This window comes from Variovorax sp. J2P1-31, assembly GCF_030317215.1.
Lineage (GTDB): Bacteria > Pseudomonadota > Gammaproteobacteria > Burkholderiales > Burkholderiaceae_C > Variovorax.
The window spans coordinates 107,494-133,976 of record NZ_JASZYA010000002.1 but is presented as its reverse complement, the minus strand read 5'-3'; the positions used below and the strand labels follow the sequence as shown (position 1 = coordinate 133,976).

Annotated in this window: 21 protein-coding genes, 3 tRNA genes and 4 pseudogenes; 13 read left to right on the top strand and 15 right to left on the bottom strand. The window is 67.0% G+C overall.

Features of this window, described 5'->3' with window-relative positions; all coding sequences use genetic code 11:
• Positions 1 to 223 precede the first annotated feature (223 nt).
• Genes QTI20_RS11765 through QTI20_RS11755 form a run of 3 tightly spaced genes read left to right on the top strand, consistent with a single transcriptional unit; the run spans position 224 to position 4,402 of the window.
• Positions 224 to 589 carry a hypothetical protein gene (locus QTI20_RS11765; protein WP_286551071.1) on the top strand — a complete coding sequence of 122 codons (366 nt, stop codon included), beginning with the start codon at positions 224 to 226 and terminating at the stop codon, positions 587 to 589.
• Entirely contained in the window at positions 586 to 3,459 is a 2,874-nt protein-coding gene (locus tag QTI20_RS11760; RefSeq protein WP_286551070.1) for a response regulator, read from the top strand. Before QTI20_RS11765 ends, QTI20_RS11760 begins: the two co-directional genes overlap by 4 nt.
• Positions 3,452 to 4,402, top strand: a complete 951-nt coding sequence (locus tag QTI20_RS11755) for a diguanylate cyclase (protein WP_286551069.1) — start codon at positions 3,452 to 3,454, stop codon at positions 4,400 to 4,402. Before QTI20_RS11760 ends, QTI20_RS11755 begins: the two co-directional genes overlap by 8 nt.
• 157 nt (positions 4,403 to 4,559) lie before the next feature.
• Here QTI20_RS11755 and QTI20_RS11750 read toward each other — a convergent pair.
• From QTI20_RS11750 to QTI20_RS11725, 6 genes are all read right to left on the bottom strand, one after another.
• Positions 4,560 to 4,647 (bottom strand) — tRNA-Ser (locus tag QTI20_RS11750).
• Positions 4,648 to 4,724: 77 nt separating this feature from the next.
• Positions 4,725 to 5,900, bottom strand: a complete 1,176-nt coding sequence (hemW, locus tag QTI20_RS11745; RefSeq protein ID WP_286553384.1) for a radical SAM family heme chaperone HemW — start codon at positions 5,898 to 5,900, stop codon at positions 4,725 to 4,727.
• A 68-nt stretch (positions 5,901 to 5,968) separates the two neighbouring features.
• Positions 5,969 to 6,568: an RdgB/HAM1 family non-canonical purine NTP pyrophosphatase gene (rdgB, locus tag QTI20_RS11740; protein WP_286551068.1), complete on the bottom strand. Its 600-nt coding sequence runs from the start codon at positions 6,566 to 6,568 to the stop codon at positions 5,969 to 5,971.
• 22 nt (positions 6,569 to 6,590) lie between these two features.
• Positions 6,591 to 7,325: a ribonuclease PH gene (rph, locus tag QTI20_RS11735; protein WP_286551067.1), complete on the bottom strand. Its 735-nt coding sequence runs from the start codon at positions 7,323 to 7,325 to the stop codon at positions 6,591 to 6,593.
• Positions 7,326 to 7,400: 75 nt separating this feature from the next.
• On the bottom strand, positions 7,401 to 8,306 hold the full coding sequence (locus QTI20_RS11730; protein WP_286551066.1) for a PP2C family protein-serine/threonine phosphatase: 906 nt from the start codon (positions 8,304 to 8,306) through the stop codon (positions 7,401 to 7,403).
• Positions 8,307 to 8,328: 22 nt separating this feature from the next.
• Positions 8,329 to 9,336 (bottom strand): serine/threonine protein kinase, encoded by a 1,008-nt coding sequence (locus QTI20_RS11725; RefSeq protein WP_183025458.1) that lies wholly within the window; start codon positions 9,334 to 9,336, stop codon positions 8,329 to 8,331.
• A gap of 88 nt (positions 9,337 to 9,424) precedes the next feature.
• Here QTI20_RS11725 and QTI20_RS11720 point away from each other — a divergent pair, with 88 nt between their 5' ends.
• From QTI20_RS11720 to QTI20_RS11705, 4 genes are all read left to right on the top strand, one after another.
• Positions 9,425 to 10,339, top strand: a complete 915-nt coding sequence (locus QTI20_RS11720; protein WP_183025459.1) for a YicC/YloC family endoribonuclease — start codon at positions 9,425 to 9,427, stop codon at positions 10,337 to 10,339.
• Positions 10,340 to 10,351: 12 nt separating this feature from the next.
• Positions 10,352 to 10,972 carry a guanylate kinase gene (gene gmk, locus QTI20_RS11715; protein WP_183025460.1) on the top strand — a complete coding sequence of 207 codons (621 nt, stop codon included), beginning with the start codon at positions 10,352 to 10,354 and terminating at the stop codon, positions 10,970 to 10,972.
• Positions 10,973 to 11,004: 32 nt separating this feature from the next.
• On the top strand, positions 11,005 to 11,208 hold the full coding sequence (gene rpoZ / locus QTI20_RS11710; protein WP_021009011.1) for a DNA-directed RNA polymerase subunit omega: 204 nt from the start codon (positions 11,005 to 11,007) through the stop codon (positions 11,206 to 11,208).
• 94 nt (positions 11,209 to 11,302) lie between these two features.
• Positions 11,303 to 13,558, top strand: coding sequence for a RelA/SpoT family protein (locus tag QTI20_RS11705; RefSeq protein WP_286551064.1), 2,256 nt, complete (start codon positions 11,303 to 11,305; stop codon positions 13,556 to 13,558).
• A 17-nt stretch (positions 13,559 to 13,575) separates the two neighbouring features.
• Here QTI20_RS11705 and greB read toward each other — a convergent pair whose 3' ends face one another.
• Complete coding sequence (greB, locus tag QTI20_RS11700) at positions 13,576 to 14,154, bottom strand: transcription elongation factor GreB (RefSeq protein ID WP_286551063.1); 579 nt, start codon at positions 14,152 to 14,154, stop codon at positions 13,576 to 13,578.
• 323 nt (positions 14,155 to 14,477) lie between these two features.
• Here greB and QTI20_RS11695 point away from each other — a divergent pair, with 323 nt between their 5' ends.
• The gene (locus QTI20_RS11695) at positions 14,478 to 16,067 is read left to right on the top strand and encodes a diguanylate cyclase domain-containing protein (RefSeq protein WP_286551062.1); all 1,590 of its coding nucleotides are present in this window, start codon (positions 14,478 to 14,480) and stop codon (positions 16,065 to 16,067) included.
• An 86-nt stretch (positions 16,068 to 16,153) separates the two neighbouring features.
• Here the strand turns inward: QTI20_RS11695 and QTI20_RS11690 are convergent.
• Positions 16,154 to 16,230, bottom strand: a tRNA-Arg gene (locus QTI20_RS11690).
• A 236-nt stretch (positions 16,231 to 16,466) separates the two neighbouring features.
• Between QTI20_RS11690 and QTI20_RS11685 the strand changes: the two genes are divergently transcribed.
• From QTI20_RS11685 to QTI20_RS11675, 3 genes are all read left to right on the top strand, one after another.
• Positions 16,467 to 17,039: a TetR/AcrR family transcriptional regulator gene (locus QTI20_RS11685; RefSeq protein WP_286551060.1), complete on the top strand. Its 573-nt coding sequence runs from the start codon at positions 16,467 to 16,469 to the stop codon at positions 17,037 to 17,039.
• Positions 17,040 to 17,193: 154 nt separating this feature from the next.
• On the top strand, positions 17,194 to 19,614 hold the full coding sequence (locus QTI20_RS11680) for a membrane-bound PQQ-dependent dehydrogenase, glucose/quinate/shikimate family (RefSeq protein ID WP_286551059.1): 2,421 nt from the start codon (positions 17,194 to 17,196) through the stop codon (positions 19,612 to 19,614).
• 96 nt (positions 19,615 to 19,710) lie between these two features.
• Positions 19,711 to 20,772, top strand: a complete 1,062-nt coding sequence (locus QTI20_RS11675) for a sterol desaturase family protein (protein WP_286551058.1) — start codon at positions 19,711 to 19,713, stop codon at positions 20,770 to 20,772.
• A 56-nt stretch (positions 20,773 to 20,828) separates the two neighbouring features.
• Here the strand turns inward: QTI20_RS11675 and QTI20_RS11670 are convergent.
• Positions 20,829 to 20,921: transfer RNA gene (locus QTI20_RS11670), tRNA-Leu, on the bottom strand.
• A gap of 113 nt (positions 20,922 to 21,034) precedes the next feature.
• Here QTI20_RS11670 and QTI20_RS11665 point away from each other — a divergent pair.
• Positions 21,035 to 22,339, top strand: coding sequence for a site-specific integrase (locus QTI20_RS11665; protein ID WP_286551057.1), 1,305 nt, complete (start codon positions 21,035 to 21,037; stop codon positions 22,337 to 22,339).
• A gap of 252 nt (positions 22,340 to 22,591) precedes the next feature.
• Here QTI20_RS11665 and QTI20_RS30780 read toward each other — a convergent pair.
• From QTI20_RS30780 to istA, 6 genes and pseudogenes are all read right to left on the bottom strand, one after another.
• A pseudogene (locus QTI20_RS30780) lies at positions 22,592 to 22,717 on the bottom strand (IS3 family transposase); the annotation flags it as partial.
• Positions 22,718 to 22,915 (bottom strand): annotated as a pseudogene (locus QTI20_RS30775) (IS3 family transposase); the annotation flags it as partial.
• Between the two features lie 51 nt (positions 22,916 to 22,966).
• Entirely contained in the window at positions 22,967 to 23,374 is a 408-nt protein-coding gene (locus QTI20_RS11655; RefSeq protein ID WP_286551055.1) for a helix-turn-helix domain-containing protein, read from the bottom strand.
• Positions 23,371 to 23,556: a Crp/Fnr family transcriptional regulator gene (locus QTI20_RS11650; protein WP_286551054.1), complete on the bottom strand. Its 186-nt coding sequence runs from the start codon at positions 23,554 to 23,556 to the stop codon at positions 23,371 to 23,373. Before QTI20_RS11650 ends, QTI20_RS11655 begins: the two co-directional genes overlap by 4 nt.
• A gap of 281 nt (positions 23,557 to 23,837) precedes the next feature.
• A pseudogene (gene istB / locus QTI20_RS11645) lies at positions 23,838 to 24,601 on the bottom strand (IS21-like element helper ATPase IstB).
• A 37-nt stretch (positions 24,602 to 24,638) separates the two neighbouring features.
• Positions 24,639 to 26,150 carry an IS21 family transposase gene (gene istA, locus QTI20_RS11640; RefSeq protein WP_286551053.1) on the bottom strand — a complete coding sequence of 504 codons (1,512 nt, stop codon included), beginning with the start codon at positions 26,148 to 26,150 and terminating at the stop codon, positions 24,639 to 24,641.
• A gap of 108 nt (positions 26,151 to 26,258) precedes the next feature.
• Here istA and QTI20_RS11635 point away from each other — a divergent pair.
• Positions 26,259 to 26,366: pseudogene (locus QTI20_RS11635) on the top strand (TetR/AcrR family transcriptional regulator); the annotation flags it as partial.
• Between the last annotated feature and the right edge of the window lie 117 nt (positions 26,367 to 26,483).

Below are 26,483 nucleotides of genomic sequence, written 5' to 3'. Positions count from 1 at the left end.
CACTCGGGGAATTTCCCGGCGCCGCAACGGGCGATCACAGCTCGCTCATTCCGAGTCCGATCAATCGATTTCGCGCTTCGAATCGATTCACGATCGAGGCATTACCAGTTCACGATCGATTAAAATTTCATGCCCCGCCATCCAGCGAACAGAATGAAAATTAATTCTTTTGTATTGCATGACTGTGCCAAATTCACTGACACCCCAAAGCACGCCGCGACTCATGCAATTCGGCGTTCGCTCGGTCGACCCGGGTTTCAAGCTGGGTGATCTCTGGCAGGCCGCCGGCCTGCTGTTCGCATTGCTCATCGGACTGGCCGTTGCGACGCTCCATCCTTCCGGCAAGGACGGCCAGTTCGCCGTCGTCGCCCCGGCCTGGTACAGCGTGGACCAGCGCATGGCGCTCGTGCAATCGGCCGACGGCCGCGTGATGGATTTCGGCGCCTCGTCGAACCTGCTGATCATTCAATCGACGCGGCCCGATGCGGTCCGCGCGCTCTATGGCGCGGGCGCATGGCTCGTGCTCGATCCGCTGCGGCTGCGGGGCTGCCTCGGCTTCCAACCACCGGCCCTGGAACTCTCGAAATGACGATCGAACTCGACAAGGTGCGCGAACGCTTCGGACGCTTCCTGCTGGTCCTGTTCTGGCTGCATGTGCCGATCCTGGTGTTCGTGGCGATGGCCGCGGGGCAATCCGCCATCGGGGCCGCGCTGGCGGGCGCACTGCTCGCCGGCGCCTACCACCTGAGCTGGTGGCGCCAGGGCATCGCACCGGCCACGCGCTACCTGTCGGCGGTGGCGCTGATGGGGGAGCCCGCGCTGCTGGTGGCGCTGATGTCTGGCTCGTCCTGGCAGATCGACATGCACATGTACTTCTTCGCCACGCTGGCGCTCACGATCGCCTGGTGCGACCGTCGGGCGATCATCGTCGCGGCGTCCGCCATCGCCCTGCACCATCTGCTGCTGGACTTCGTGCTGCCCTATGCGGTGTTCCCGGGCGGCAGCAACCTGATGCGGGTCCTGCTCCACGCGGGCATCGTGGCCTTCCAGACCGCGGTGCTGGTCTGGCTGAGCGACATGCTGGTCGAGACCTTCGGCCGCATCGGCACGATGAGCGCGGAGATCATGGCCAAGAACGACGCACTCGAGGCGCGCACGCAGGAGGCCGAGGAAGCCAACCGGGCCAAGAGCATGTTCCTCGCCAACATGAGCCACGAGATCCGCACGCCGATGAACGCGATCCTGGGCTTTTGCCATCTGGCGCTGCGCACCGACATGACGCCGAGGCAGCAGGCTTACGTGTCCAAGATCAACGATGCGGGCATCGCGCTGCTGCGCCTGATCAACGACATCCTGGACTTCTCCAAGAACGAGGCGGGCAAGCTGTCGCTGGAGCACCGGTCGTTCACGCTGCGGGCCTCGCTCGACAACCAGCTGCACCTGGCCGCGGTCGATGCGGAAGCCAAGGGCGTGGTGATCCGGTCGGTGGTGGGCAAGGACGTGCCCGCCACGCTGATCGGCGACGAGTTCCGCTTCAACCAGGTGGTGCTGAACCTCGTCAGCAACGCCGTCAAGTTCACCGACAGCGGCGCCGTCACGGTTTCGGTCAACCTGCTGGAGCGCAACGACAAGGACGTCACCCTGAACGTGTCCGTCCAGGACACGGGCATCGGCATGACGGCGGCGCAACAGGCCTCGCTGTTCAATTCCTTCACCCAGGCCGACAGTTCCACGACCCGGCGCTTCGGCGGCACCGGGCTGGGTCTGGCGATCAGCAAGCAGATCGTCGAGCTGATGGGCGGATCGATCCGGGTCGAGAGCCATCCCGGCACCGGCAGCACCTTCTCCTTCACCGTGGTCATGGGCATCAGCGACGAGGCCGCCCTGTCGGCCTTCGCGCAGCCGTCGCCGGAGATCCTGAAGCTGCGCGTGCTGGTCGCCGACGACAACCCGGCCTCGCGCGAGATCCTGCAGAGCGTGTTCGCCTCGTGGTCGATGGCGGTGGACCTGGTCGCCTCCGGCGAGGAGGTGCTGGGCGCCGTCGAAATGGCGAGCGCCCAGGGCCAGCCCTACGACCTGGCCCTGATCGACTGGAAGATGCCGGGGCTCGACGGCATCGAGACCGTCAAGGCCATGCGCGCGAGCACGACGCTGACCCGGCTGCCGGTGGTGCTGCTGGTCACGGCCTACCGGCACGAGGAATTCCGCAGCGAGGCCGAAGCCAGCGACATCGCGGCGTTTCTCGTCAAGCCGGTCGATCCGCACGTGCTGCTCGAAACCATCACCGGGCTGTTCACTCCGGGCGGCGCCCCGAAGGCCACCAGCCAGGACGAGGCCCCCACGGTGCCCATGGTCAGCGCGGCCCTGCGCGGCCTGCGCGTGCTGCTGGTCGAGGACAACGACATCAACCGGGAAATCGCGATCGAGCTGCTGAGCGATGCCGGCCTCGGGGTCGACATCGCGGAGAACGGGCGCATCGCCTGCGAGCGCGTGGAAGCACAGGACAGTGCGGGCTATGCCGCAATCCTGATGGACGTCCAGATGCCCGAGATGGACGGCATCGAGGCCACCACCCGCATCCGCCAGCGCTGGACCTCGGAGCGCCTGCCGATCATCGCCATGACAGCCCACGCCTATGCCGCGGAACGCGATCGCTGCTTCGCGGCGGGCATGAACGATCACATCGCCAAGCCGGTCGATCCGGCGCTCCTGGTCCGCACGCTCGACCGCTGGCTGAAGCCGCCGGCGACGCAGGGCGCGGCACCGCCGCCCACGGCACTTGCGCCCGGCGTGGCCGCGGCCCCGGTGGACGCGCTGCCGGACAGCCTGCCACCGTTCGACATTCCCGCGGCGCTCAAGCGCGTCAACGGCAAGCGCCCCCTGCTGCGCAAGCTGATCGTCGGTTTCGCCGACGGCTTCGCCGATGCCGTGCCCACGCTGCGCCGCCAGATCGCGGAAGGCGCCCTGGCCGAGGCCAGGCGCCTGGCCCACACGCTCAAGGGCGTGGCGGCATCGCTGGAGATCGGCACCGTGGCGGACGCGGCCGCGGCCATCGAGGCTTCGCTGGCGGACGGCAGCCCTCCCAAGGACATCGAGGAGCGCCTCGACGCGCTCGAACGGCTGCTGTCGCCTGCGCTCGCGGCAGCCGCCGGCCTGACGCCATCCACCCAAGCCGCCGCGGTGCCGGCCGCCGCGCCCGCATTGGACAGCGCGGCCGTCGAAGGCGCGGGCGAAGCGCTGCGGACGGCGCTCAAGCGCCGCAGCCTGGGGGCGCGCGCGTCCTTCGACAAGCTCGCGCAGGCGCTGGGCCTGTCGGCCGAAGCGGCGCTGGCGCATCCGGTGAAGATCGCGCTGGACCGGCTCGACTACGCCGGCGCCCTCGCGCTGCTGGACCAGGGTGCGGGCGCGAGCGCCTTCCCCGGTGATTCCCTCCCCCACACAGGACGCACCCATGAATGAGCGGGCCGTGATTTTGGTCGTCGACGACGAGATCTCGAACATCGAGATCATGAACGCAGCGCTGGAGGACGACTACGAGATCTGCTTCGCGACCTCGGGCGAGCAGGCCCTCGAAGTCGCGCGCTCCGTGCTGCCCGACCTGATCCTCCTTGACGTGCTGATGCCGGGCATCGACGGCTACGAAGTCTGCCGAATGCTGAAGGACGACATGCTGCTCGCCGACGTTCCGATCATCTTCACCACCGGCCTGAGCGACCAGGAGGCGGAAACGAAAGGGCTGCTGCTCGGCGCGATCGACTACGTCACCAAGCCCATCCAGCCCGTCGTGCTGCGCGCGCGGGTGCACAACCACATCGAGCTCAAGCGACTGCGCGACCAACTGGCCCAGCTGGCCGTGACCGATGCGCTGACGGGATTGAGCAATCGCAGGCAGCTGGAACAGACCCTGGCCGTGGAGACGGCGCGGCTCGCGCGCACCGCCGACTGGCTCTCGGTGATCATGCTCGACATCGATTTCTTCAAGCTGTTCAACGACACCTACGGGCACCCGGCCGGTGATCGCTGCATCGCGATGGTCGCTTCAGCGCTCAACCGCGCGGTGCGCCGCGCCTCCGACCTGACGGCACGCTACGGCGGCGAGGAATTCGCCTGTGTCCTGCCAGGTTCCGACCTCGACACCGCCATGGCGGTGGCCAGGGAAATACATGCACAGGTGCATTCGCTGGGCATCCCGCACACGTCGTCGACCGTCAGCTCGTACGTCACCGTCAGCATCGGCATCGCCACCGCGCGCTGCCTGCCCGACATGCCGGCCGAACTCTGGATCGCCAATGCCGACCGCCAGCTCTACCTGAGCAAGTCGAGCGGCCGCAATCAGATCCTGGGCGACACCTTCGCATCGGCGTCGCCGGTGCCCTTGCGGGACGCGGCGACGGGGGCTTGAAAGCGGGGATCGCGCGGCGGCGGAGCCCGCAGGCGCCGCGTGTGCTTGCGCGCACCTCCCCCAGCGCCAGGGCGTCAAAAAAAGCGGGCAAGAACAGGGGTAAAAACAAAAAAGCCACCCTAGGGTGGCCGTTTTCATTGGGGGTTTCGGAAAAAGTTGGCGGAGAGTGTGAGATTCGAACTCACGGACGCTTTCACGTCGGCAGTTTTCAAGACTGCTGGTTTAAACCACTCACCCAACTCTCCGAAGCTGCCTCCGGGTGGCGAAGGCAGGCCGCGATTTTATGCTGACGTGAAGCCCGCCCCGGACACTCGGCGGAAATCTAGGCGTCGGGCAGGAAGATGCTCTGCAGGTCGCTGAGGAAATCCAGCCCGCGCTCCGTCGGCCAGACATGCCACAGGTCGCGCTGCAGCAGCCCCTTCTGCTCGGCCTCTTCCAGCCCCTTCTGGATGCTGGTGATCGACAGCCCCGTGCGCTCGCCGAACTGCGCCAGCGTGAAGCCTTCCTTCAGGCGGAAGGCGTTGAGCATGAACTCGAAGGGCAGGTCGGCGATCGCGACCTCTTCGCTCTGCGCCACGGCCGCGCCGGCCAGGGCCTGGTTCATGTAGCGCTGCGGCTCGCGGTAGCGCACCTGGCGCACCAGACGGTGCGCGAAGCTCAGCTTGCTGTGGGCGCCGGCGCCGATGCCCAGGTAGTCGCCGAACTGCCAGTAGTTGAGGTTGTGCGCGCAGCGGTGGCCGTCGCGCGCATAGGCCGAGACCTCGTAGCGCGTCATGCCCTGCGCGCCGGTGCGTTCGGTGATGCGGTCGAGCATCGCGTAGGCCGCGTCGTCCTCGGGCACCACCGGCGGGAACTTGGCGAAGTAGGTGTTGGGCTCGATGGTCAGGTGGTAGACCGACAGGTGCGGCGGGTTCAGCGCCAGCGCCTGCTCGAGGTCGACCTCGAACTGCGCCGGGCTCTGGCCGGGCAGCGCGTACATCAGGTCGAGGTTGAAGGTGTCGAAGGCGCTCGCGGCCTCCTCGACCGCGGCGATGGCCTGGGCCGCGTCGTGCACGCGGCCCAGCGCCTGCAGGTGCTGGTCGTTGAAGCTCTGCACGCCGACCGACAGGCGCGTCACGCCGGCCGCGCGGTACGCGCGGAAGCGGTTGCGCTCGAAGGTGCCGGGGTTGGCTTCGAGCGTGATCTCGCAATCGGGCGCGAGCTTGAGCCGCGCGCGCAGGTCGCCGATCAGCCGGTCGACGGCCTCGGGCGAGAACAGGCTGGGCGTGCCGCCGCCGATGAAGATGGTGTGGACCGTGCGGCCCCAGATCAGGGGCAGCGCCGCGTCGAGGTCGGCCACCACCGCATCGATGTAGCGCTGCTCGGGCAGCGCCTCGCCGCCGGCGCGCCATTCGTGCGAGTTGAAGTCGCAATAAGGGCACTTGCGCAGGCACCAGGGCAGATGCACGTACAGCGACAGCGGCGGCAGCGCGGCCAGCTGCAGCGTACCGGGCCGCATCAGGTGCAGCACGTCGTTGGCATGGGGCGCGCCGTCCTCGGTCGCGATGCCGATGGGCAGGTGGATGCTCACGACCAGCGCTCGCGCATCAGCGCCAGCATCGCGCGCGCGGCCTGGCCGCGGTGGCTGTTGGCGTTCTTGAGTTCGGGCGTGAGCTGGGCGAAGGTCTTGCCGAAGGCCGGCAGGAACATCACGGGGTCGAAGCCGAAGCCGTTGTCGCCGATGGGCTCGCACGTGATCTCGCCGGGCGCGCGGCCGACGGCGATCAGCGGCTCGGGGTCGTCGGCGCTGCGCAGCGCCACCAGGGTGCTGACCAGCGCGGCGCGGCGGTCGTCGACCGTGGCCATCTGCTCGAGCAGCGCGCGCACGTTGTTCGCATCGCCCTTGGCGTAGCCGAACTGCGTCGCGTAGTAGGCGGTGTCCACGCCCGGCAGGCCGCCGAAGGCGTTGACGCACAGGCCGGCGTCGTCGGCGATCGCGGGCAGGCCGGTGGCGGCCGCCGCATGGCGTGCCTTGGCCAGCGCGTTCTCGACGAAGGTGCGGAAGGGCTCCTCGGCCTCGCTCACGCCGAGTTCGGACTGGCGCACCAGCTGCACGCGCAGGGGTGCGAACAGCTGCTGCAGCTCGGCCAGCTTGCCCGCGTTGTTCGATGCCAGGACGAGTTTCATGAGAATGCGACCGTCGACGGCATCAGGCCACGGTGGCCAGCGCCTGCTGCTGCAGCACCACCAGCTCGATGATGCCCTTCTCGGCCAGGTCGAGCAGCTGGCCCATCTCGGCGCGCGAGAAGGCCGCGCCCTCGGCCGTGCCCTGCACTTCGACGAAGTGGCCGGCGCCGGTCATCACGACGTTCATGTCGGTGTCGCAGGCCGAGTCCTCGGTGTACTCGAGGTCGAGCAGCGGCGTGCCCTGCACGATGCCCACCGAGATGGCGGCCACGTGGCCGCGGATCGGCGAGGCGGCGATCTTGCCCGCGGCCAGCAGCTGGTTGACCGCATCCTGCGCGGCCACGAAGGCGCCGGTGATGGCCGCGGTGCGGGTGCCGCCGTCGGCCTGCAGCACGTCGCAGTCGAGGTGGATGGTGCGTTCGCCCAGAGCGGCCAGGTCGAACACCGCGCGCATCGAGCGGCCGATGAGGCGCTGAATCTCCTGCGTGCGGCCGGTCTGCTTGCCCTTGGCGGCTTCGCGGCTGCTGCGGGTGTGGGTGGCGCGCGGCAGCATGCCGTATTCGGCCGTGACCCAGCCTTCGCCGCTGCCCTTCTTGTGCGGCGGCACCTTCTCCTCGACCGAGGCGGTGCACAGCACGCGCGTCTGGCCGAACTCGATCAGCACCGAGCCTTCGGCATGGATGGTGAAGCCGCGGGTGATGCGCACCGGGCGCAGCTGGTCGGCGGCACGGCCGCCGCTTCGTGTGAAAGCAGTCATGGGTGGTTCAACTCGGAAGAAAAAGAAAAAATAAGGACGCCGCTGGCCGCGGCGGATTCATGTCGGCCCGCCGGATCAGCTCTTTCGTGCAGCCGAGCGGCGGATGGCTTCGTTGATTTCGGCGATCGAACGCTCGATCGCGTCTTCGTCGAGATCGTCGAGTTCGTTGTCCGACGGCATGCCCGCCTGGATGGTGGAGGCGAAGACGCCGTCGCTGATGCTGTCGGTCGACACGCCGCGCTCGCCGCCGGGCGAATCCGGGGTCTCCCATTCGAGCGCGATCAGCGTCACGTTGTCGCTGTGGGTGCCGCCCTTGCGCAAGGCCATCTCGGCCAGGTCGGGCGCGGCATCGGACACCGGCCGGCCCGAGGACAGGATGTGCACGATCGTCGCATCGTCGAGCACGCCCCAGACGCCGTCGGAGCACAGCATGATGCGGTCGCCGCGCCGCAACTGCAGCGGCGGTGCCGCGTCGATCAGCGGCGGCGTGGGCGAGCCCAGGCAGGTCAGCAGCAGGTTGCGGTTGGCCGGCTCGGGGCCGCCGCCCGGGCGCGGGCGCTCGGCATGCGAATGGTCGCGGGTACGGGTCAGCAGCATGCCGTCGCGCACCACATAAAGCCGCGAATCGCCGCAATGCACCCAATGGGCCGTGCTGCCCTGGAGCACCGCCGCGACCACCGTGGTGCGCGGCGTGTCGAGCATGGCCTTGGTGCCGGCGTAACGCATGATCTGCCGGTGTGCTGCCATGACCGAGGTGTTGAGGAAGGCCTTGACGTCCTTGAGCAGCGGCCGTGCCTCGCGCTGGTAGAGCGCGGCGATGGTCTGCAGCGCCATCTGCGCCGCCACTTCGCCTTCAGGGTGACCGCCCATGCCGTCGGCCAGCACGAACAGGCCCGATTCGCGCGTGTAGCAATAGCCCATGCGGTCTTCGTTCTTGAGGCGGCCGCCCTTGCGACTGACCTGGAAGACGGAGAACTTCATGCCCGCAATGCCGTGGTGTGCGTCATGCCGGCCGCGTGGTGGGTGCCGCGGCCTTGGGCAGCGACTTCTTGTCGGAGGAACGCATGTTGTCGATCGACAGCCGCACCTTCTCGCTGACCGTGAGCTTGGTGTAGCGGCGCTCGCCTTCGCGGCTGAGCTCCTTCTGCAGCGCGAACACCGACTGCGGGCGCGACAGCGGGTCGAGCGACATGCACCATTCGACCACCTCGATCAGGTTGTCGGAATAGATGCCGCGCAGCCGCGACAGCGACAGGCCCAGCCGGTCCTTCTCGATGCGCTGCGGCGCGTCGTTGGGCGGATAGCCCTGCATGCAGGCGTAGATACAGGCGCCGATGGCGTAGATGTCGGTCCAGGGGCCCATCGACGAATCGCGGCGGTACATCTCGGGCGCCGCGAAGCCGGGCGTGTACATCGGGCGGATGAAGTTGCCTTCCTTGGACAGCACCTCGCGCGCGGCGCCGAAGTCGATCATCACGGCGCGGTCGTCGTCGGTCACGAAGATGTTGGCGGGCTTGATGTCCAGATGCAGCATCTTGTGCTGGTGCACGATGCGCAGGCCGCGCAGGATCTCGTCGAACAGCGAGCGGATCGTGGATTCGCGGAACACCTTCTGCTTCTTCAGGTCGCGCGCCGTGACGATGAAGTCCTGCAGGGTCGCGCCCTCCAGGTAGTTCATCACCATGTAGACGGTTTCGTTCTCGCGGAAGAAATTGAGCACGCTCACCACCGAGGCATGCGAGATCTGCGCCAGCGAACGGCCTTCCTCGAAGAAGCTCTTGAGGCCGAGCCGGTAGAGCGAGAGCTTGTCGGGCGCCACCTGGGGCGCGAGCTCGCCGGTGCCGCGCGTGGCCAGGGACGAGGGCAGGTATTCCTTGATCGCCACCTGCTGGCCGCTGGTGTCGACCGCCAGGTAAACCACCCCGAAACCGCCGGCCGAAAGACGGCGCACGACGCGATAGCCTCCGATGACGGTGTCCGGCAACAGCGGCGAAGGTTTGACCTTTGACATAATCCGGGAGTTTCGCCCGAAGGCAATGGTGCGGCAAGCGAACGCGATGCCGTCGCCTCGGAGCAAGCAACAAACACAGTGAGGCGCAATGTCAGTTTACAGCATGACCGGCTATGCCAACGGCCAGAACGGCCCGGTAGGCACCCAGCCCGAAACCGACGCGCGCCCCCCGGCCGCGGGTCGGCTCGGGGTCGAAATCCGCTCGGTCAACAGCCGTTTCCTGGACCTCAGTTTCAAGCTGCCGGAAGAGCTGCGCCAGCATGAAACCGCGCTGCGCGAGCTGCTCACGGGCAAGCTCAAGCGCGGCAAGGTCGAAGTGCGCGCCGCGGTCGAAAGCACCGCCCAGGCCGGCATCGCCGAACCCTCCACCCGCCTGCTGCAGCGCCTCAACGGCGTGCAGGACGGCATCCGTGCCTGGCTGCCGAGCGCGCGCGAGCTCAGCGTGGCCGACGTGATCCGGCTCGCCTCGGGCGACTCCGCGGCCCGCGGCGACTGGGGCCCCGACCTGCTCGAGGTCACGCAGAAGGCGCTCGAGAGCCTGATGGCCGCCCGCGAACGCGAAGGCGCCCGCCTGGCCGCGATGCTCAAGGACCACCTGGGCCAGCTGCGCAAGCTGGCGGCCCAGGCGGTGCCGCTGATTCCGCAACTGGTCGAGCAGCAGCGCGCGCGCTTCCTCGAGCGCTGGCAGGACGCCATGGGCCTCACGGGCGGCACGCTGCCCGAAGCCGCCCAGGACCGCGCGCTGACCGAGGCCACCGCCTTCGCCATCCGCATCGACGTGGCCGAGGAACTGACCCGGCTGAGCTCGCACCTCGACGAGATCGAGCGCCTGCTCAAGAAGGGCGGCGAGGTCGGCAAGCGGCTGGACTTCCTGATCCAGGAACTGCACCGCGAGGCCAACACCCTGGGCTCCAAGTCGGCCGCGCTCGAACTGACGCGCATCGGCGTCGACATGAAGGTGCTGATCGAGCAGATGCGCGAGCAGGTTCAGAACATCGAATAAGCAGACGACTTTATGGATTACCCCGGCAATATCTTCGTCGTGGCCGCGCCGAGCGGCGCAGGCAAATCGAGCCTGGTCAAGGCCCTGATGGAACTCGACTCGGCGGTGCAACCGTCGGTCTCGCACACCACGCGGCCGCCGCGCGGGCAGGAAAAGCACGGCCGCGAATACTTCTTCGCCTCGCCCTCGGAATTCGACGCGATGGTCGAGAGCGACGGCTTCGTCGAGTGGGCCCATGTGCACGGCCAGCGCTACGGCACCTCGAAAAAGGCGATCGAAGACCGCGTTGCCCAAGGGGCCGACGTGATCCTCGAAATCGACTTCCAGGGCGCGCTGCAGATCCGCAAGACCTTCGCCAACGCGGTGCTGATCTTCATCCTGCCGCCGAGCTGGGAAGAGCTGCGCTCGCGACTCGAACGCCGTGGCGAGGACAGCGCAGAGGTCATCGAACTGCGGCTGAAGAACGCCGCCGAAGAGATGGCGCGCACCCGGGAATTCGATTTCGTTATAATCAACGAGTTATTTGAGCGCGCGCTTTTCGACCTGAAAGCCATCGTCCACGCGCAGCGGCTGCGCTACTCCGCCCAGCGCCGTGCCCGTGCAGACACCTTTTCCGCGCTCAACATTCCCTGAATCTCGACCACCGTCCGCAACGAAAGATCCTCATGGCCCGCATCACCGTCGAAGACTGCCTGCTGCAGATCCCCAACCGTTTCCAGCTCGTGCTCGCCGCGACCTACCGCGCGCGCATGCTGAGCCAGGGCCATGCCCCGAAGATCGAGAGCAAGAACAAGCCGGCCGTGACCGCGCTGCGCGAGATCGCCGAAGGCAAGATCGGTATCGAAATGCTCAAGAAGGTGCCGGGCTGAGCTTGACGCCGTCCTGCAACAGAAAAGCACCGCCGCGCGGTGCTTTTTTTATGCCCGGGCACGAGGCCTCGGGCCCCGCGCTACAGTGTTGTCAATGAGCGCGGTCGTCAAGCCCCAATCCAATGCACCTCGGAGCAACCCGCGGCCGAGCCCGGCTGCGCTGAACGCAGCCGCCGCCAGCTTCGCCGCCCTGACGGCACGGCTCGATTACCTGAACGCCGAAGACACGGACCTGGTCCGCCGCGCCTACCGTTTCGCCGACGAGGCCCACCTGGGCCAGCTGCGCAACAGCGGCGAGCCCTACATCACGCACCCGATCGCGGTGGCCGCGCAGTGCGCCGAGTGGAAGCTCGACGCCCAGGCCCTGATGGCCGCGCTGCTGCACGACGCCATCGAGGACTGCGGCGTCACCAAGTCCGAACTGATCGAGCGCTTCGGCGCGCCGGTGGCCGAGCTGGTCGACGGCCTGACCAAGCTCGACAAGCTGCAGTTCAACACCCGGGAAGAGAACCAGGCCGAGTCCTTCCGCAAGATGCTGCTGGCGATGGCGCGCGACGTGCGCGTGATCCTGGTCAAGCTGGCCGACCGCACGCACAACATGCGCACGCTGGACGATGCGCCGCGCGAGAAGTGGGCCCGCATCTCCAACGAGACGCTGGAGATCTACGCGCCCATCGCCTACCGGCTGGGCCTGAACCAGACCTACCGCGAGCTGCAGGAGCTGTCGTTCCGCCACCTGCGGCCCTGGCGCTACGCGATCCTGTCCAAGGCGGTGGCCAAGGCCCGCGGCCGACGGCGCGACCTGATCCAGAAGGTGCAGAAGGAGGTCGAGGCCGCCTTCGGCGAAGCCGGGATGAGCCTGCGCCTCGCGGGCCGCGAGAAGACGCTCTACTCCATCTACCGCAAGATGGAGGACAAGCACCTGAGCTTCGCCCAGGTCACCGACATCTACGGCTTCCGGCTGATTCTGCCGAACGTGATCGCCTGCTACACCGGCCTGGGCATCCTGCACCAGATGTACAAGCCGCTGCCGGGCAAGTTCAAGGACCACATCGCGATCGCCAAGCTCAACGGCTACCAGTCGCTGCACACCACGCTCGTGGGCCCGGCCAGCGTCAACGTCGAGTTCCAGCTGCGCACCGAAGCCATGAACGTGGTGGCCGAATCCGGCGTGGCCGCGCACTGGCTCTACAAGGCGGCCGAACCCAGCACCGCGCCCAGCGACCGGCTCGGCGCCAAGTGGCTGCAGTCGCTGCTCGACATCCAGGACGAGACCCGCGACGCGGCCGAGTTCTGGGACCACGTCAAGGTCGACCTGTTCCCCGACGCGGTCTACGTGTTCACGCCCAAGAGCCAGATCATGGCGCTGCCGCGCGGCGCCACGGTGGTGGATTTCGCCTATGCGATCCACAGCAACATCGGCGACCACACCTCGGCCGCGCGCATCAACGGCGACCAGGTGCCGCTGCGCACCGAATTGAAGAACGGCGACGTGGTGGAAGTCATCACGGCACCGGTCTCCACGCCCAACCCGGCCTGGCTGGGCTTCGTGCGCACCGGGCGCGCGCGCTCGAAGATCCGGCACTACCTCAAGACGCTGGCGCATGCCGAGTCCGAGGGCCTGGGCGAGAAGCTGCTGGCGCAGGCGCTGCGCGCCGAAGGCCTGGGCAAGATGCCCGCGGACGACGCCGAACACCAGGCGCTGTGGGAACGGCTGCTGCGCTTCACCGGCAACCGCAACCGCTCCGAACTGCTGACCGACATCGGCCTGGGCAAGCGCATCGCGAGCATCGTCGCCAAGCGGCTGATGGCGCTGATGGCGGAGCGCGGCGAGAAACCCGATGCGCTGATGCTGAGCCGCGAGCGCTTCACGGCGCACGAGAGCGTGTCGCAGGGCGCGGTCACGCTCGATGGCAGCGAGAACTCCTCGGTGCGCTTCGCGCTGTGCTGCCGGCCGATCCCGGGCGACCCGATCGTCGGCTACCTGGGCCATGGCGAAGGGCTGGTGGTGCACACCGAGAACTGCGGCGTCGGCCAGCGCCTGCACTACAAGGACAGCGAGCGCTTCTTCGCGGTCGAGTGGGCCGACGAACCGGTGCGCACCTTCGAGACCGGCGTGGTGATCACCGTGCGCAACGACAAGGGCGTGCTGGCACGCGTGGCCTCCACGCTGGCCGATGCCGAAGCCGACATCACCCACGTCGAGATGGCCGACGAGACCCCGCAGGACTCGACCGACCTGCGTTTCGTGATCTCGGTGCGCGACCGCATGCACCTCGAGGCGGTGCTGCGCACCGTCCGGCGCGGCGCCTCGGTGCTGAGCGCCGAGCGCACGGTCCCCGCGACCTGAGCGCCGGCGCGGCCCGCTCAGCCCCCCGGGGCGGGCGGCGGCGGGTAGCTCACGCTGAGGATCTCCAGTTCCCGCATCCCGCCCGGCGTGGCCAGCTTGACGACGTCGCCCTCGCGCGAACGCAGCAGCGCGCGCGCGATCGGCGAGATCCAGCTCACCTGCGACTGCGCGCTGTCGGCCTCGTCGATGCCCAGGATGGTCACGCGGTGCTCCTCGCCCGAGGCCTCGTCGGCGTAGCGCACGGTGGCGCCGAAGAAGACCTGGTCGCTGCCATGGTGCACCGAGGGTTCGGTGACCTCCGCCACTTCGAGGCGCTTGGTCAGGAAACGGATGCGGCGGTCGATCTCGCGCAGGCGCTTCTTGCCGTAGAGGTAGTCGCCGTTCTCTGAGCGGTCACCGTTCTTGGCCGCCCAGTGCACGGCCTCCACCACCTTGGGCCGCTCGACGTCCATCAGCGCCAGCAGTTCGTCCCGCAACCGGGCGTAGCCGCCGGGCGTCATGTAGTTCTTGGACCCGGCCGGCAACGGCGCGACGCCGCCGGTCTCGCCCGCGTCGTCGTCCTCGGACTCCGATTCCTTGGTGAATGCCTTGCTCATCGATGAAGAAGCTTCCAGATGACAAAGCCCGCAACGCGCGCTGCGGGCTTTTCTTGCTTGCTGCGGTGGCGCCGGGCCCGGAGCGGCCCGCGCCTTCCGGGAGGGCGCCCCCGGGCGGCGGTTTCGATGATTGTGCCGCCTTTCGCCGGCGCTCCCGGTCGCGGGCCGCCGGACTTCGTTCGCGATCGCGCCGAAACTGCAAGCAATCTTTGCGTCTTCGGGGTATCTTCACCCGCCCCCTGACCTGACCCGCGACGCCTCGGGAAGGGGGCGCCGCACAGCCCCTGCTCCTCCTTCACCCGTTCCCCCGACGCGCCGCCCGAGTGAAACTCCAACAGATAACCAGCAGCCTGATCACCCGCCTGGTCGTGATGGGCCTGCTGATGGCCACCGTGGGCACCGCCGCCAGCTACATCCAGCTCAGCCGCTTCCTGCGCAAGGATCTGGCCGAGTCGGTCGCGGTCCAGCAGACCGCGCTGGCCGACTACGTGGCGCGCGACGTCGACAACTACCTGCGCGAACGGCTGTCCTTCCTGGAACGCCTGGCAACCAGCATGCCGCCGGAACTGCTGACGCAGCCCCGGCCGCTGCGCGCCTGGCTCGACGAGCGCGGCAGCCTGAACCCGGTGTTCTCGCTGGGCCTGACGGTCAGCGACCTGGCGGGCGAGCCGCTCGACGACAGCGGCCGGACCAACATCGACGACGCCGAATTCAAAGGCGCGAGCGCGGGCCGGACCACGCTCGGGCGGGCCCGGTCGGTGCCGGCCAACCGGCATTCGGCCCTGCCCATGGCCACGCCCATCCGCGACCGCGCGGGCCAGGTGGTGGCCGTGCTGCGCGGCACGGCCGACATGTCGACCGACGGGCTGCTGGACCACCTGCAGTCCGGGCGCGTGGGCAAGACCGGCGGCATCCTCGTGGTCTCGCCGGACGAGCGGCTCTTCGTCGCCTCGACCGATGCCGCCCTGTCGCTCACGCCCACGCCGCCCGAGGGCGTGAACCTGCTGCACGACCGGGCCATGAACGGCTTTCGTGGCAGCGGCCGGACGGTCAACGCCAAGGGCATCGAGGAGATCTCGGCCATCGCGTCCGTGCCCAGCAGCGGCTGGTTCATCGTGGCGCGCCTGCCCGTCGCCGAAGCGCTGGCGCCGGTGGCGCGCATGCAGCGCTTCATCCTCGAACAGCGCACGCCGGCCGTGGCGACGGTGCTGGTGCTCATCGGCCTGGCCATGGCCTGGCTGCTGCGCCCGCTGATGCGTGCCGCCCACCAGGCCGACAGGATGACCCGCGGCGAGATCGAACTGGCGCCGCTGCGGGTGGTGCGCAACGACGAGATCGGCCATCTCACGACCGCCTTCAACCGCTTGCTCGCCAAGCTGGTCGAGCACCAGGCCGAGCTCAGGCGCCTGGCCCACCACGACACCCTCACCGGCCTGCCCAACCGCAAGCTGCTCGACGACCGGCTGCACCAGATGCTGGCGCGCGCGAAGCGCGAAGCCAACCTGGTGGCCGTGCTCTACCTCGACCTCGACGGCTTCAAGCGGCTCAACGACACCTTCGGCCACGAGGCCGGCGACAAGGCGCTGCGCGAAACCGCGCGCCGGCTCCGGAGCCTGGTGCGGCACAACGACACGGTGGCCCGCATCGGCGGCGACGAATTCGTGCTGATCGCGGCCAACTTCGCGGAACCGGCCGAACACGCCGTGCTCGCGCTGGCCCAGCAATGCATCGATGCGGTGGCACTGCCGCTGCAGTTGCGGCACGCCGACATGGCCATGGGCGTGTCGATCGGCATCGTGCTCACCGACGGCGGCGCCACGCCCGAAGACCTGCTGGCCGCGGCCGACAAGGCGATGTACCAGGCCAAGCAGAACGGCCGCGGCAGCTATGTGCTGGCGCCGACGGTGCGCTGAGGTCTTCAGGGGGGAAACGATGCGGGGCTTCGGCCCGCCAAAAGAAAATGGCCTAGAAGGAAAACCTTCTAGGCCATCATGAAGAGTGGTGCGGCTGGCAGGAATTGAACCCACGACCCCTTGGTTCGTAGCCAAGTACTCTATCCAACTGAGCTACAGCCGCACAGCTTGCAATTATAGCATCCGTTTTTGCTCTCTCCCGGACACCTTGCAAGAAATCGTTGAAAGCGTCTGAACGACTCAACCAACGACAGCGTGAATTATCGGGGCAAAACAGAGCCGATTTGGCCGCCACGCCCTTGTGACATCAATTTTTTTCTTGCGGCCGATGCCGCAAGGCGCGCCCCCCTGTCTCCTGCGCAGCAGATAAACGGACGCTTCTGTCCGATAATGGGTTTCATGCGAAAGCCCCGCGCCGATGCATCCACGCACCGGCATCTCCTTCTTAGCGCGGCCGATGCCGTGTTCTCCGAGCATGGCGTCACGGCCTCCCTCGATCTGGTCGTGGCCCGCGCGGGCCTGGGCCGCGCCACGCTCTACCGCAACTTCGCCAACCGCACGGCCCTGATGGCTGCGCTGCTCGACCGGGCGCTGGCCATGCTCGAAGCGCATGCCGCCACGGTGACGCACGAGGACGACGCGCTGTACCTGCTGCTCGAACGCTTCGGCATGGACATCGCGGACTCGGCGCCGCTGGTCGACTTCTGGCGTGTGGTCGACCGCGACGACGCGGTCGTGCTGGCGGCCCGCAAGCGCATCGCGCAGATCTTCAAGGCACCGCTGCAGCGGGCCATCGACAGCGGCCTGTGCCGCGCGGACTTCCGGCCGCAGGACATCCAGCTGATCACCCAGATGCTCGGCGCCAGCCTGCGTGGCGGCACGCCGGCCGAACGCCGCTCGCTCGCGCGCCGTTCGCTGCAACTGCTGCGCAACGGCATGCGCGCGCCGTCGGCGCAGGACCCCGTGGGCTGAGCGCGGGCCTTCCGCGGTCGACCCGAAAACCGCGTGCCGGCCCCTTGTGTGCCGGCACGGACAAAAGGCAGCGTCATGCCCCACAACGACGACTGCCTGCCGTGCGGTGGCCCGCAAGAGCCGCCGCTTCTTGCCATCCGAATAGGAAAACAACATGAATGACCCTGTCTCACGCCGTACCGGCAGCCCGCGATGGCTGCTCGTGCTCTTCGGGATCGTGCTGCTGCTGTGCGGCGCCGCCTTCGCGGCCGGCGGTGCGCGCCTGGCCTCGCTGGGCGGCTCGTGGTACTACCTGGGCGCGGGCCTGCTGCTGCTGCTCGCGGGTGTGCAATACGCGCGCCGCCGCCCTTCCGCGCTGGCCTGGCTGGGCCTGGTGTTCGTCGCCACGGTGGTCTGGGCGCTGGCGGAAGTCGGCTTCGACTACTGGCAGCTGTTCCCGCGCCTGGTGGTGATCGCCGCGCTGACCATGTTCGGCCTGCTGCTCGCGCCGCGCATCGGCGCGCTCGGTGCCCGGCCCGCCTATGGCGCGGCCGGCCTGCTGTTCGTGGCGCTGCTGGGCACGCTGGGCCTGGCCTTCGTGCCGCACGGCGTGACGCGGCCTTCGGGCAGCGTCGCCGCAGCGGCGCCCGCCGCGACCACCGACGCCGCGCCCGCGGCGGACTGGCAGTACTACGGCCGCACGCCCAACGGCACCCGCTTCGCGCCCTTCGACCAGATCAACAAGAGCAACGTGCAGCAGTTGCAGGTCGCCTGGACCTTCCGCACCGGCCGCGACACCAAGGGCTCGAGCGAAGACCAGAACACGCCGATCCAGATCGGCGACACGGTCTACGCCTGCACGCCGCACAACGTGGTGTTCGCGCTCGACGCCGACACCGGCGCGCAGCGCTGGAAGTTCGACCCGCAGGCCAAGTCGCCGCTGTGGCAGCGCTGCCGCGGCGTGAGCTACTTCGATGCCGCCGCCACGCCCGCGACGGCCGTGCCCGCGGCGGGCACCAGCGCATCCGCGCCTGTCGCGCCACCGGCCGACGGCAGCTGCGCCCAGCGCATCGTGATGACCACCATCGACAGCCGCCTGATGCAGGTCGACGCCAAGACCGGCGCGCCCTGCGCGGGCTTCGGCACCAACGGCTCGGTCGACCTCAAGGCCGGCATGGGCCAGGTCGATCCGGGCTTCTACTTCCAGACCTCCGCGCCCACCGTGATGCGCGACCTGGTGATCGTCGGCGGCTGGGTCTGGGACAACGTCGCGCTCGGCGAGCCCTCGGGCGTGGTGCGCGCCTTCAGCGCCCACACCGGCGCGCTGGTCTGGGCCTGGGACATGGGCAGCCCGGCCCTCACCGGTGAACCGCCGGCCGGCGAGACCTACACCCGCGGCACGCCGAACGTCTGGTCCACGCCGGCCTTCGACGACAAGCTGGGCCTGGTCTACCTGCCCACCGGCAACGCCACGCCCGACTTCTGGGGCGGCACGCGCAGCAAGGAAGCCGAGGCCTACGCCTCGGCGGTGGTCGCGCTCGACATCCGGACCGGCCGCGAACGCTGGAAATTCCAGACCGCGCATCACGACCTCTGGGACTACGACGTGCCTTCGCAGCCCGCGCTCTACGACGTGCGCGGCAAGGACGGCGGCACGGTGCCGGCGCTGATCCAGACCACCAAGCGCGGCCAGATCTTCATGCTCGACCGCCGCGACGGCACGCCCATCGCCGAGGTGCAGGAGAAGCCCGTGCCCCAGGGCGCGGCCGAGGGCGACCACCTGTCGCCCACGCAGCCCTACTCGGTCGGCATGCCCAGCATCGGCGCCAACAAGCTCACCGAAGCCGACATGTGGGGCACCACGCCCTTCGACCAGCTGCTGTGCCGCATCGCGTTCAAGCAATTGCGCTACGAAGGCGAGTTCACCCCGCCCGGCCTGACCAAGAGCCTGCAGTACCCGGGCTTCTACGGCGGCATGAACTGGGGCAGCTCGTCCATCGACGAACGCAACGGCCTGCTGATCGTGAACGACATGCGCGTGCCGCAGGTGGTGCAGCTGATCCCGCGCGACGAGACCGAGCGCCGCATCGCCGCGCGCAAGGGCGGCGCCGACGGCCATGCCGGCCTGGCGACGCAGACCGGCACGCCCTACGGTGCCGACAAGAACATGTTCATGTCGGCGCTCGGCGTGCCCTGCCACATGCCGCCCTACGGCGCGATGACCGCCATCGACCTGAACACGCGCCAGATCGTCTGGCAGGTGCCCATGGGCACGGTGAAGGACACCGGCCCGCTGGGCCTGCGCACCGGCCTGTCGATGCCGATCGGCATGCCCACGCTGGGCGGCCCGACCACCACGCAGGGCGGCCTGGTGTTCTTCGCCGGCACGCAGGACTACTTCCTGCGCGCGCTGGATGCATCGAACGGCGACGAACTCTGGAAGGCGCGCCTGCCCGTGGGTGCCCAAGCCACGCCGCTGACCTACGTGTCGCCGGCCAGCAAGCGCCAGTTCGTGGTGGTGTCGGTGGGCGGCACGCGCGGCTCGCCCGACCGCGGCGACTACATCGTCGCCTACGCCCTGCCCAAGGCGAACTGAGCGGGCGGAGGGCGTCGGCGGCGGGAATGGCCGCGCCCTCCTTCGAATTTTCGGGGCGGTGACAGAATGGCGGGCTCGTCCCGTCTTTCCACCACCATGCTGTCCCTGCCCCTGCTCTGGTCGGATGCCGTTTCCTGGACCAGCAGCCATCTGGTCGCCCCCGCGCTGACGCTGCTGCACATCGGCGAGAAGGCGGGCGACCCGCGCGAGATCGCCGCGGCCCTGCTGATCGCGGCGCTGCAGCTGTTCATCATCGCGGGCATCTTCCGCCCGCTGGAGAGCCTGCTGCCGGCCGAGCGCTGGCAGGACCGGCGCCTGACCACGGTCGACCGCCACTACACGCTGCTGATGCTGCTGGGCCTGTTCCCGCTGTTCAGCTTCCTGGTGCTGATGCCCTTCGCGCACCTGCTGGGCGGGGGCCCCGCCACGGCCGAACCGAGCGGGCTCAAGCACTGGTTCCCCTGGTTCGCGGACCATCCGATCGCGATGTTCCTCGTCTACTACGTGGTCTACGACTGCTTCTACTACTGGATGCACCGGGCCCAGCACGCGATTCCCTGGTGGTGGGCGCTGCACAGCATGCACCACAGCCAGCGCCAGATGAGCTGCTGGAGCAACGACCGCGGCAGCTACCTCGACGGCATGCTGCAGTCGGTGCTGCTGGCCACGGTGGGCCTGGCGCTGGGCGTGGAGCCCTCCGAGTTCGCCTTGCTGGGGCTGCTGAGCGAGCTGGTGCAGAACTTCTCGCATGCCAATGTGCGCCTGCGGCTGGGCCGTGTCGGCTGGCTGGGCGAGCGCCTGCTGGTCGGCCCGCGCTTCCACCGGCTGCACCACATGCTGCGCGACCCCGAGCGCCCGACGCTGCACAACTGCAACTTCGGCCAGGTGCTGTCGGTCTGGGACCGCCTCTTCGGCACCGCCCTCTACGGCGCGCCGCTGCGGCCCACGGGCGTGAGCGACCCGGTGGTGGACGCCGACAACGAGCGCGGCCTGGTGGCGATGCAATGGCACACGCTCAAGCGCTTCTGGGGGGCGTTCCGCCGGCCGGCCGGCTGGCGGCTGGGCGATGTGTCCTTCGGGCCGGGCTATGCGCCGATCCATGACGAGGAATCAGGTGCGGTGCCGCCCGCGGTCCGGGGCGAATCCCCGGCCGGCTGAGCGGCACGGCGCGCTTCGCATTCGATAGCGCGCACTTCAATGGCTGCGCGGAGAAATGGTAGGCCGTGAGTGGCTTGAACACTCGACCAACGGATTATGAGTCCGAAACTGGCGGAAGGCAGCGGATGCCAGCGCTCTGGCAATGGCATATAAGCTGTTGTTTTACAAAGAAGAAACTTCCTCTCAAGTCCGTTGACGAACATTGCCATCCTCGACAATTCTGGCAATAATCTGGCAACGAATTTACGAGCAGACTCAGAACATGACAACGGAAACGATTGGGAGGAGCATCAATGCGCTTCCCACAGGCGTGTTCAAAACACTCTTCAAAGTGAAGCCTCTTGGTGCGCTGCAGGCCCGTCGGCAGGCCACCGGAACGGTTGCCTTGTACTGGCGTTACAGCATTGGAACCGCGAGCGAGCGCGTCTCCATCGGGCTGTATGACTCGTCTGCACCGCCTCGGAGTCTGACTCCAACGCAGAGGGGATTTTCAATCGCCGCGGCCACTCGTGCGGCTGAGGCCTTGGCGATCGAACATCATCAACACCGAGAGAACGGTGGTCGACCAGCAATCGTCGCCGCCCAGCGTGCTGCACTTGCGGCGGTGACTGAAGCGAAGCGACAGGCGAAAGAGAACACCTTGCGCGACCTCCTCATCGCATACAGCAATCACCTAGAAGCCTTGGGCAGAAGTTCGCACCGAGATGCCCGCAGCATTTTCAACCTTCATGTGTTCGAAGCTTGGCCCGAAGTAGCGGCCCTTCCGGCATGTCAAGTCAATGGCGAGCACTTCGCCGACATGATGCGCAAACTGATGGACGCGGGCAAGGGCCGCACCGCGAACAAACTGCGTAGTTACGCCAGAGCAGCCTACCAAACAGCAAAGGCGGCACGTTCGAAGGCGAGTATTCCTGAATCGTTCAAGAGCTTTGGGGTGACAGTCAACCCCGTGGCGGACACGGAGCCCGATGAGCTACAGAATCGACCGGACAAGAGACCATTGAGTAGCGCCGAGTTGCGTCTGTACTGGCAGATCATAAAGAAGATGACGGGTTTCCAGGGCGCCCTTCTGCGGCTTCACCTGCTCACTGGCGGTCAGCGCATCGAGCAGTTAGTGAATTTGAAGACAGCCAATATCTCTGCCGACCTAGTCCTTATTCACGACGGCAAGGGACGACCGGGTCGCCCCCCACGGCCTCACAGCCTTCCACTTGTTAAGGAGGCCACGCTTGCTCTCAGCGAATGCGGCCCTGCGGGTGAGTACGCACTTTCGACCGACGGCGGGGTCACTCATGTCGCAGCAACCTCCCTGAGTAAATGGGCTGTCTCTGCCGCTGGAGGTGCCATAGAGGGCTTTCAAGCAAAACGCTTGCGCTCTGGCGTGGAAACGCTTCTCGCCGGTGTAGGCGTAACTAAGGAAGTTCGGGGTCGCCTGCAATCGCACGGCGTATCAGGAGTTCAAGCCAGACACTATGACGGGCACGACTACATACTAGAAAAGCGCAAGGCTTTAGAAACGTTGCACAGGCTTTTGGAAAAGCGTGATACAAAACCTTTGAGCGCATAAGAATCCAATTCCCGCTATGCGCTTAATACGATTATTTAAAATAAATCGGGCTGTTAATCCGTAGGCCCTGGTTCGAGCCCAGGTAGAGGAGCCACTACAAGTCGCAAGTCCTCGAGAGAGCCCGTTATCCAAAAGATAGCGGGCTTTTTTTGGCATCTCTTTTATGCGGGTTGTGTCACGATTCATGTCACGATTGTTAAATTCCGTCGATCTTTGACCCTAGGGGGGGGCGGATAAAAACTTGGACTGGTTTTATGCCGCAAGTCCAAGGCTCATCCGGTATTCGACGGGGCTGAGAGGGCCAAGGGAGATCTTGACCCGCTTCTCGTTGTACTAACGGATGTAGTCGTCGACCACCCCAATGAACTGCTCGACGGTGCCCGGGTAGCCCAGAGACCTGATGGTGGCAGCGATGCATCGATCATTGGTGAGGTAGTGCTCGATCGCTGCAGCCTTCTGGGCCTGCGAGAACTTCGGTTCACGGCGTGCGTAGCCGGCCGGAAGGTCATGCCGCTGCTGGCACTCAAGGTACCAGCCTTTCAACGCATTCTTGGTGGGGTAGCCCAAGCGAGTCAACATTCCAAGGGAAAGTCCCAGCCCCCCCGTCGACCGAGCACGCTGCAACGCTCAGCCTTCGCCGATCATTCGCAACTTCTCCTCTGACTCGATGACGATGCGCCCGTAGGACAGCGACAGCGCTCCGGCGGCGGCCAGCGCTTTGAGTTCCAGGAAAAGCGTCTGCCGCGTCAGGCCCAACATCATTGCCAGGGTTTCGTGGGTGACGGATACCACGTGCCGATCCCGCGGCAGGGCCGCAGCATCGCCTCGTGCAATCCAAAGCAGCCGCCGTGCAACCCGGGAACGTGTGCCGCGAACGGCTGCATCCTCGAAAAAGCTGAACATGGCCCGCGTGCGCCCCGCCTGCAGCACGGCGATGGCCCGTGCGAAGAGCGCGTCGTTCATCAGCGCCTCAAACAGCGGCGCGTCGATGTGCAGCACTTCGGCGTCGCACGTCGCACAGATGTCGTGTGTCACGGAAGTCCGTCGACTGCAAAGACTTCGCCGAACCAGTCGCCACGCTCAAGCAAACCGAAGATGATCTGGCGGCCGTCCTCCTGCACTGAGGACGCCGAAAGCGCCCCACTAACAACCCCGAACAGGCCGTTCGCTGGATCGCCTCTGCGAAAAACGTACTCGTGGCTACTGGCCTCTACCAAGCGTCCCCGTGTCAGCAACTGATCTTGAGATGAGCTGCCCAGTGAACGGAACCAGGCGTCCCCGAAGATGTGCAGCAGATCCTCGTACTGTCCGCGCCGAAGTAGAACTGAGCCACCGCGCCGCTTGAATCGTGAGCCAGGGGTGGAAGCCGACGCAGCGATGGTCGGCTGTGGATAAGTGTATGCCTTGCCTTGTTCTGTGACTTCCTTTCGCTTCTTGTGATCGAACTCATAAGGCGCGAAGGGCGAAGCCCGTAGCGCCTTGCCACGCGCTGCAACCGTCAGTCGGTAGCGTCTGTTGGGTCGGCCTTGGTGCCTGTTTTACGGGTCTGCTCCCTGGCCTTGATGCGCTTCTTCGCCGTGGCGCTGCTGTGCAGGAACCGATGGCTCTCGTTTCCTGTCTCCATGATGTGGCAGTGATGCGTGAGGCGGTCGAGCAAGGCGGTCGTCATCTTGGCGTCGCCGAACACCGTCGACCATTCGGCGAAGTCCAGGTTGGTGGTGATCACTACGCTGGTGTGCTCGTACAGCTTGGACAGCAGGTGGAACAGCAGCGCGCCGCCGGCCTGGCTGGACGGCAGGTAGCCCAGTTCGTCCAGGATCACCAGATCCATTCGCGCAGGCTCAGCGCAATACGCCCGGCCTTGCCCTGAGCCTTCTCCTGCTCCAGGGCGTTGACCAGATCGACCGTCGAGTAGAACCGCACGCGCTTGCTGTGGCGCACGATGCCCGACACGCCCAGAGCCGTTGCCAGATGGGTCTTGCCTGTGCCCGGACCACCGACCAAGACCACGTTGTGCGCGGCCTCCGTGAACTCCAGCGTCGCGAGCTGGTGGACCAGCTTCTGGTCGACCACCGACGCATCGAAGTCGAAGCCGGCCAGATCCCGGTGCACGGGGAAGCGCGGCGAGTTCATCTGGTGCTGGACCGAACGCATCGAACGGTCTGTGGTCTCCGCCTGCAGCAGGTGCTCGACCAGCCAGCGAGAGGCATCCAAGCCGGACGCGGCACCTTGCTCCGCCAGATCGCACCAGGCACTGGCCATGCCGTGCAGGCGCAACGCCTTGAGTTCGACTGTCACGTCACGCATGGTCCACCTCCTGTCCACGCAAGCCGTCGTATCGGGCCGTGTTGGCCAGCGGCGGCGTGACGATCTGCAGCGCCGTCTGCGCACTCTGCGGTGCTGCCGGTGCGGTGAGCCGGCCGAGCACATTAACGACGTGCTCCACGCTGACCCGGCCCGATGGCGGACCACCCTCCAGCGCCAACTCGACCGCCACGATCACCGCGTCCAGCCCCGCCGTCGGCACGATGGCCAACACCTGCGCCATCACGCGATCTCCACCGGCCTGGCGCAGCAGGCCGCGGCGCAGTTGCTGCAGTGCCTCGGGCATGTCTGCGAAGGGCGCACCGTTCCTCAATGCACCAGGCTTGCGCTGGATGAGCGGAATGTAGTGCTGCCAGTCGTAGCGGGTGCCGCCAGAGGCGCTCAGGCGCTCGTGTCGCGCGACCACCGCATCATCGGCAACAACCACGATGCCGCCCGGATACAGCCGCGTGCTGACCATCTGCCCGGCCAGCTCGCAGGGCACCGAGTAGCGGTTGCGGGCCACCGACACCAGGCAGGTGCTCGACACCCGCGCCGGCTTCTCCACATAGCCATCGAAGGGCTCCGGCATGGGCATCAGGTGGGGCCGCTCGTGCTCGAGCATCTCGGCCACGCTGAACTGGCTGTGCTCGGGATGCCGGACCTCGTTCCACAGCGCCCGGCAGCGCTCGCCCAACCAGGCGTTGAGTTCGACGAAGGAGCCGAAGCGGCGCCGGCCCGCCTCGATCCAGATGCGCCGACGGCTGTCCTGTACGTTCTTCTCCACGCGCCCCTTCTCCCAGCCCGATGCGACGTTGCAGAAGTCAGGGTCGTACAGGTAGTGCGCGCACATCACTGCGAAGCGGGCATTGACGGTGCGGCCCTTGCCCTTGTGCACCTTGTCGACGGCAGTGCGCATGTTGTCGTAGATCCCGCGGCGCGCCACACCGCCCAGCGCTGCGAACGACCTCGTGTGGGCGTCGAACAGCATCTCGTGTCCTTGGCTCGGATACGCCACCAGCCAGAATGCACGGCTCGCGCACAGCTTCAGGTGCGACACCTGCATGCGGTAATAGATGCCGCCGACGACCAGGCCTTCTTCGCTCCAATCGAACTGGAAGGCCTCGCCGAGCTCGAAGGTCAGTGGAACGAACGCGGTGACGTTGGCTGCCTGTCCCTCGCCCTGGCGCCACGCTCGAACGAAGTCAGTGACGGCCGAGTAACCGCCGTCGTAGCCCGCCGCCTTGATCTCGGTGTGCAGCGCACGTGCCGTGCGCCTCTCGTGCTTGGCTCGTCGCGCATCGGCCGTCAATGCCTGCTTTAGCGTTGCCTCGAACGCACTGAGCTTGTTCGGGCGCGCTTCGCGCCGGTACTTCGGTGCCTCGGCAACCGGTGCCCGCAGCCACTTCGACACCGTGTTGCGCGACAGCCCCGTCATGCGCGCTATCTCGCGCTCCGACAGCTTGTCCCTCACGTGCAGCCGTCGGATCCTGCCAATCATGTCCATGGTGATCACTCCTCGAACCCCGCTGCTTAAATAAACAGCAGGGTAGGTCGAACACCTGGCTCACTTTTACTTTGGCACTACCTACAAAACTGGCTCAGTTTCCGGTCGGCGCCAACAATGTCGCGCGCCTGTCCGGACGATTCGCCGCTGGCTGACGAATTCCTGGACATTTGCCGCGACGAGATCCTCGCGTCGCTAAGGCCTGCTGCGACAGCGCGCGTACCTTTGCAAAGCGGCGCACGGGTTGATCTTCGGCCTTTAGAAAGCGGGAACTGGTCGGCTCGCCGTGGTCATCGATATCGTCGTGTGATGACGGCGCACGAAGCGATAGCG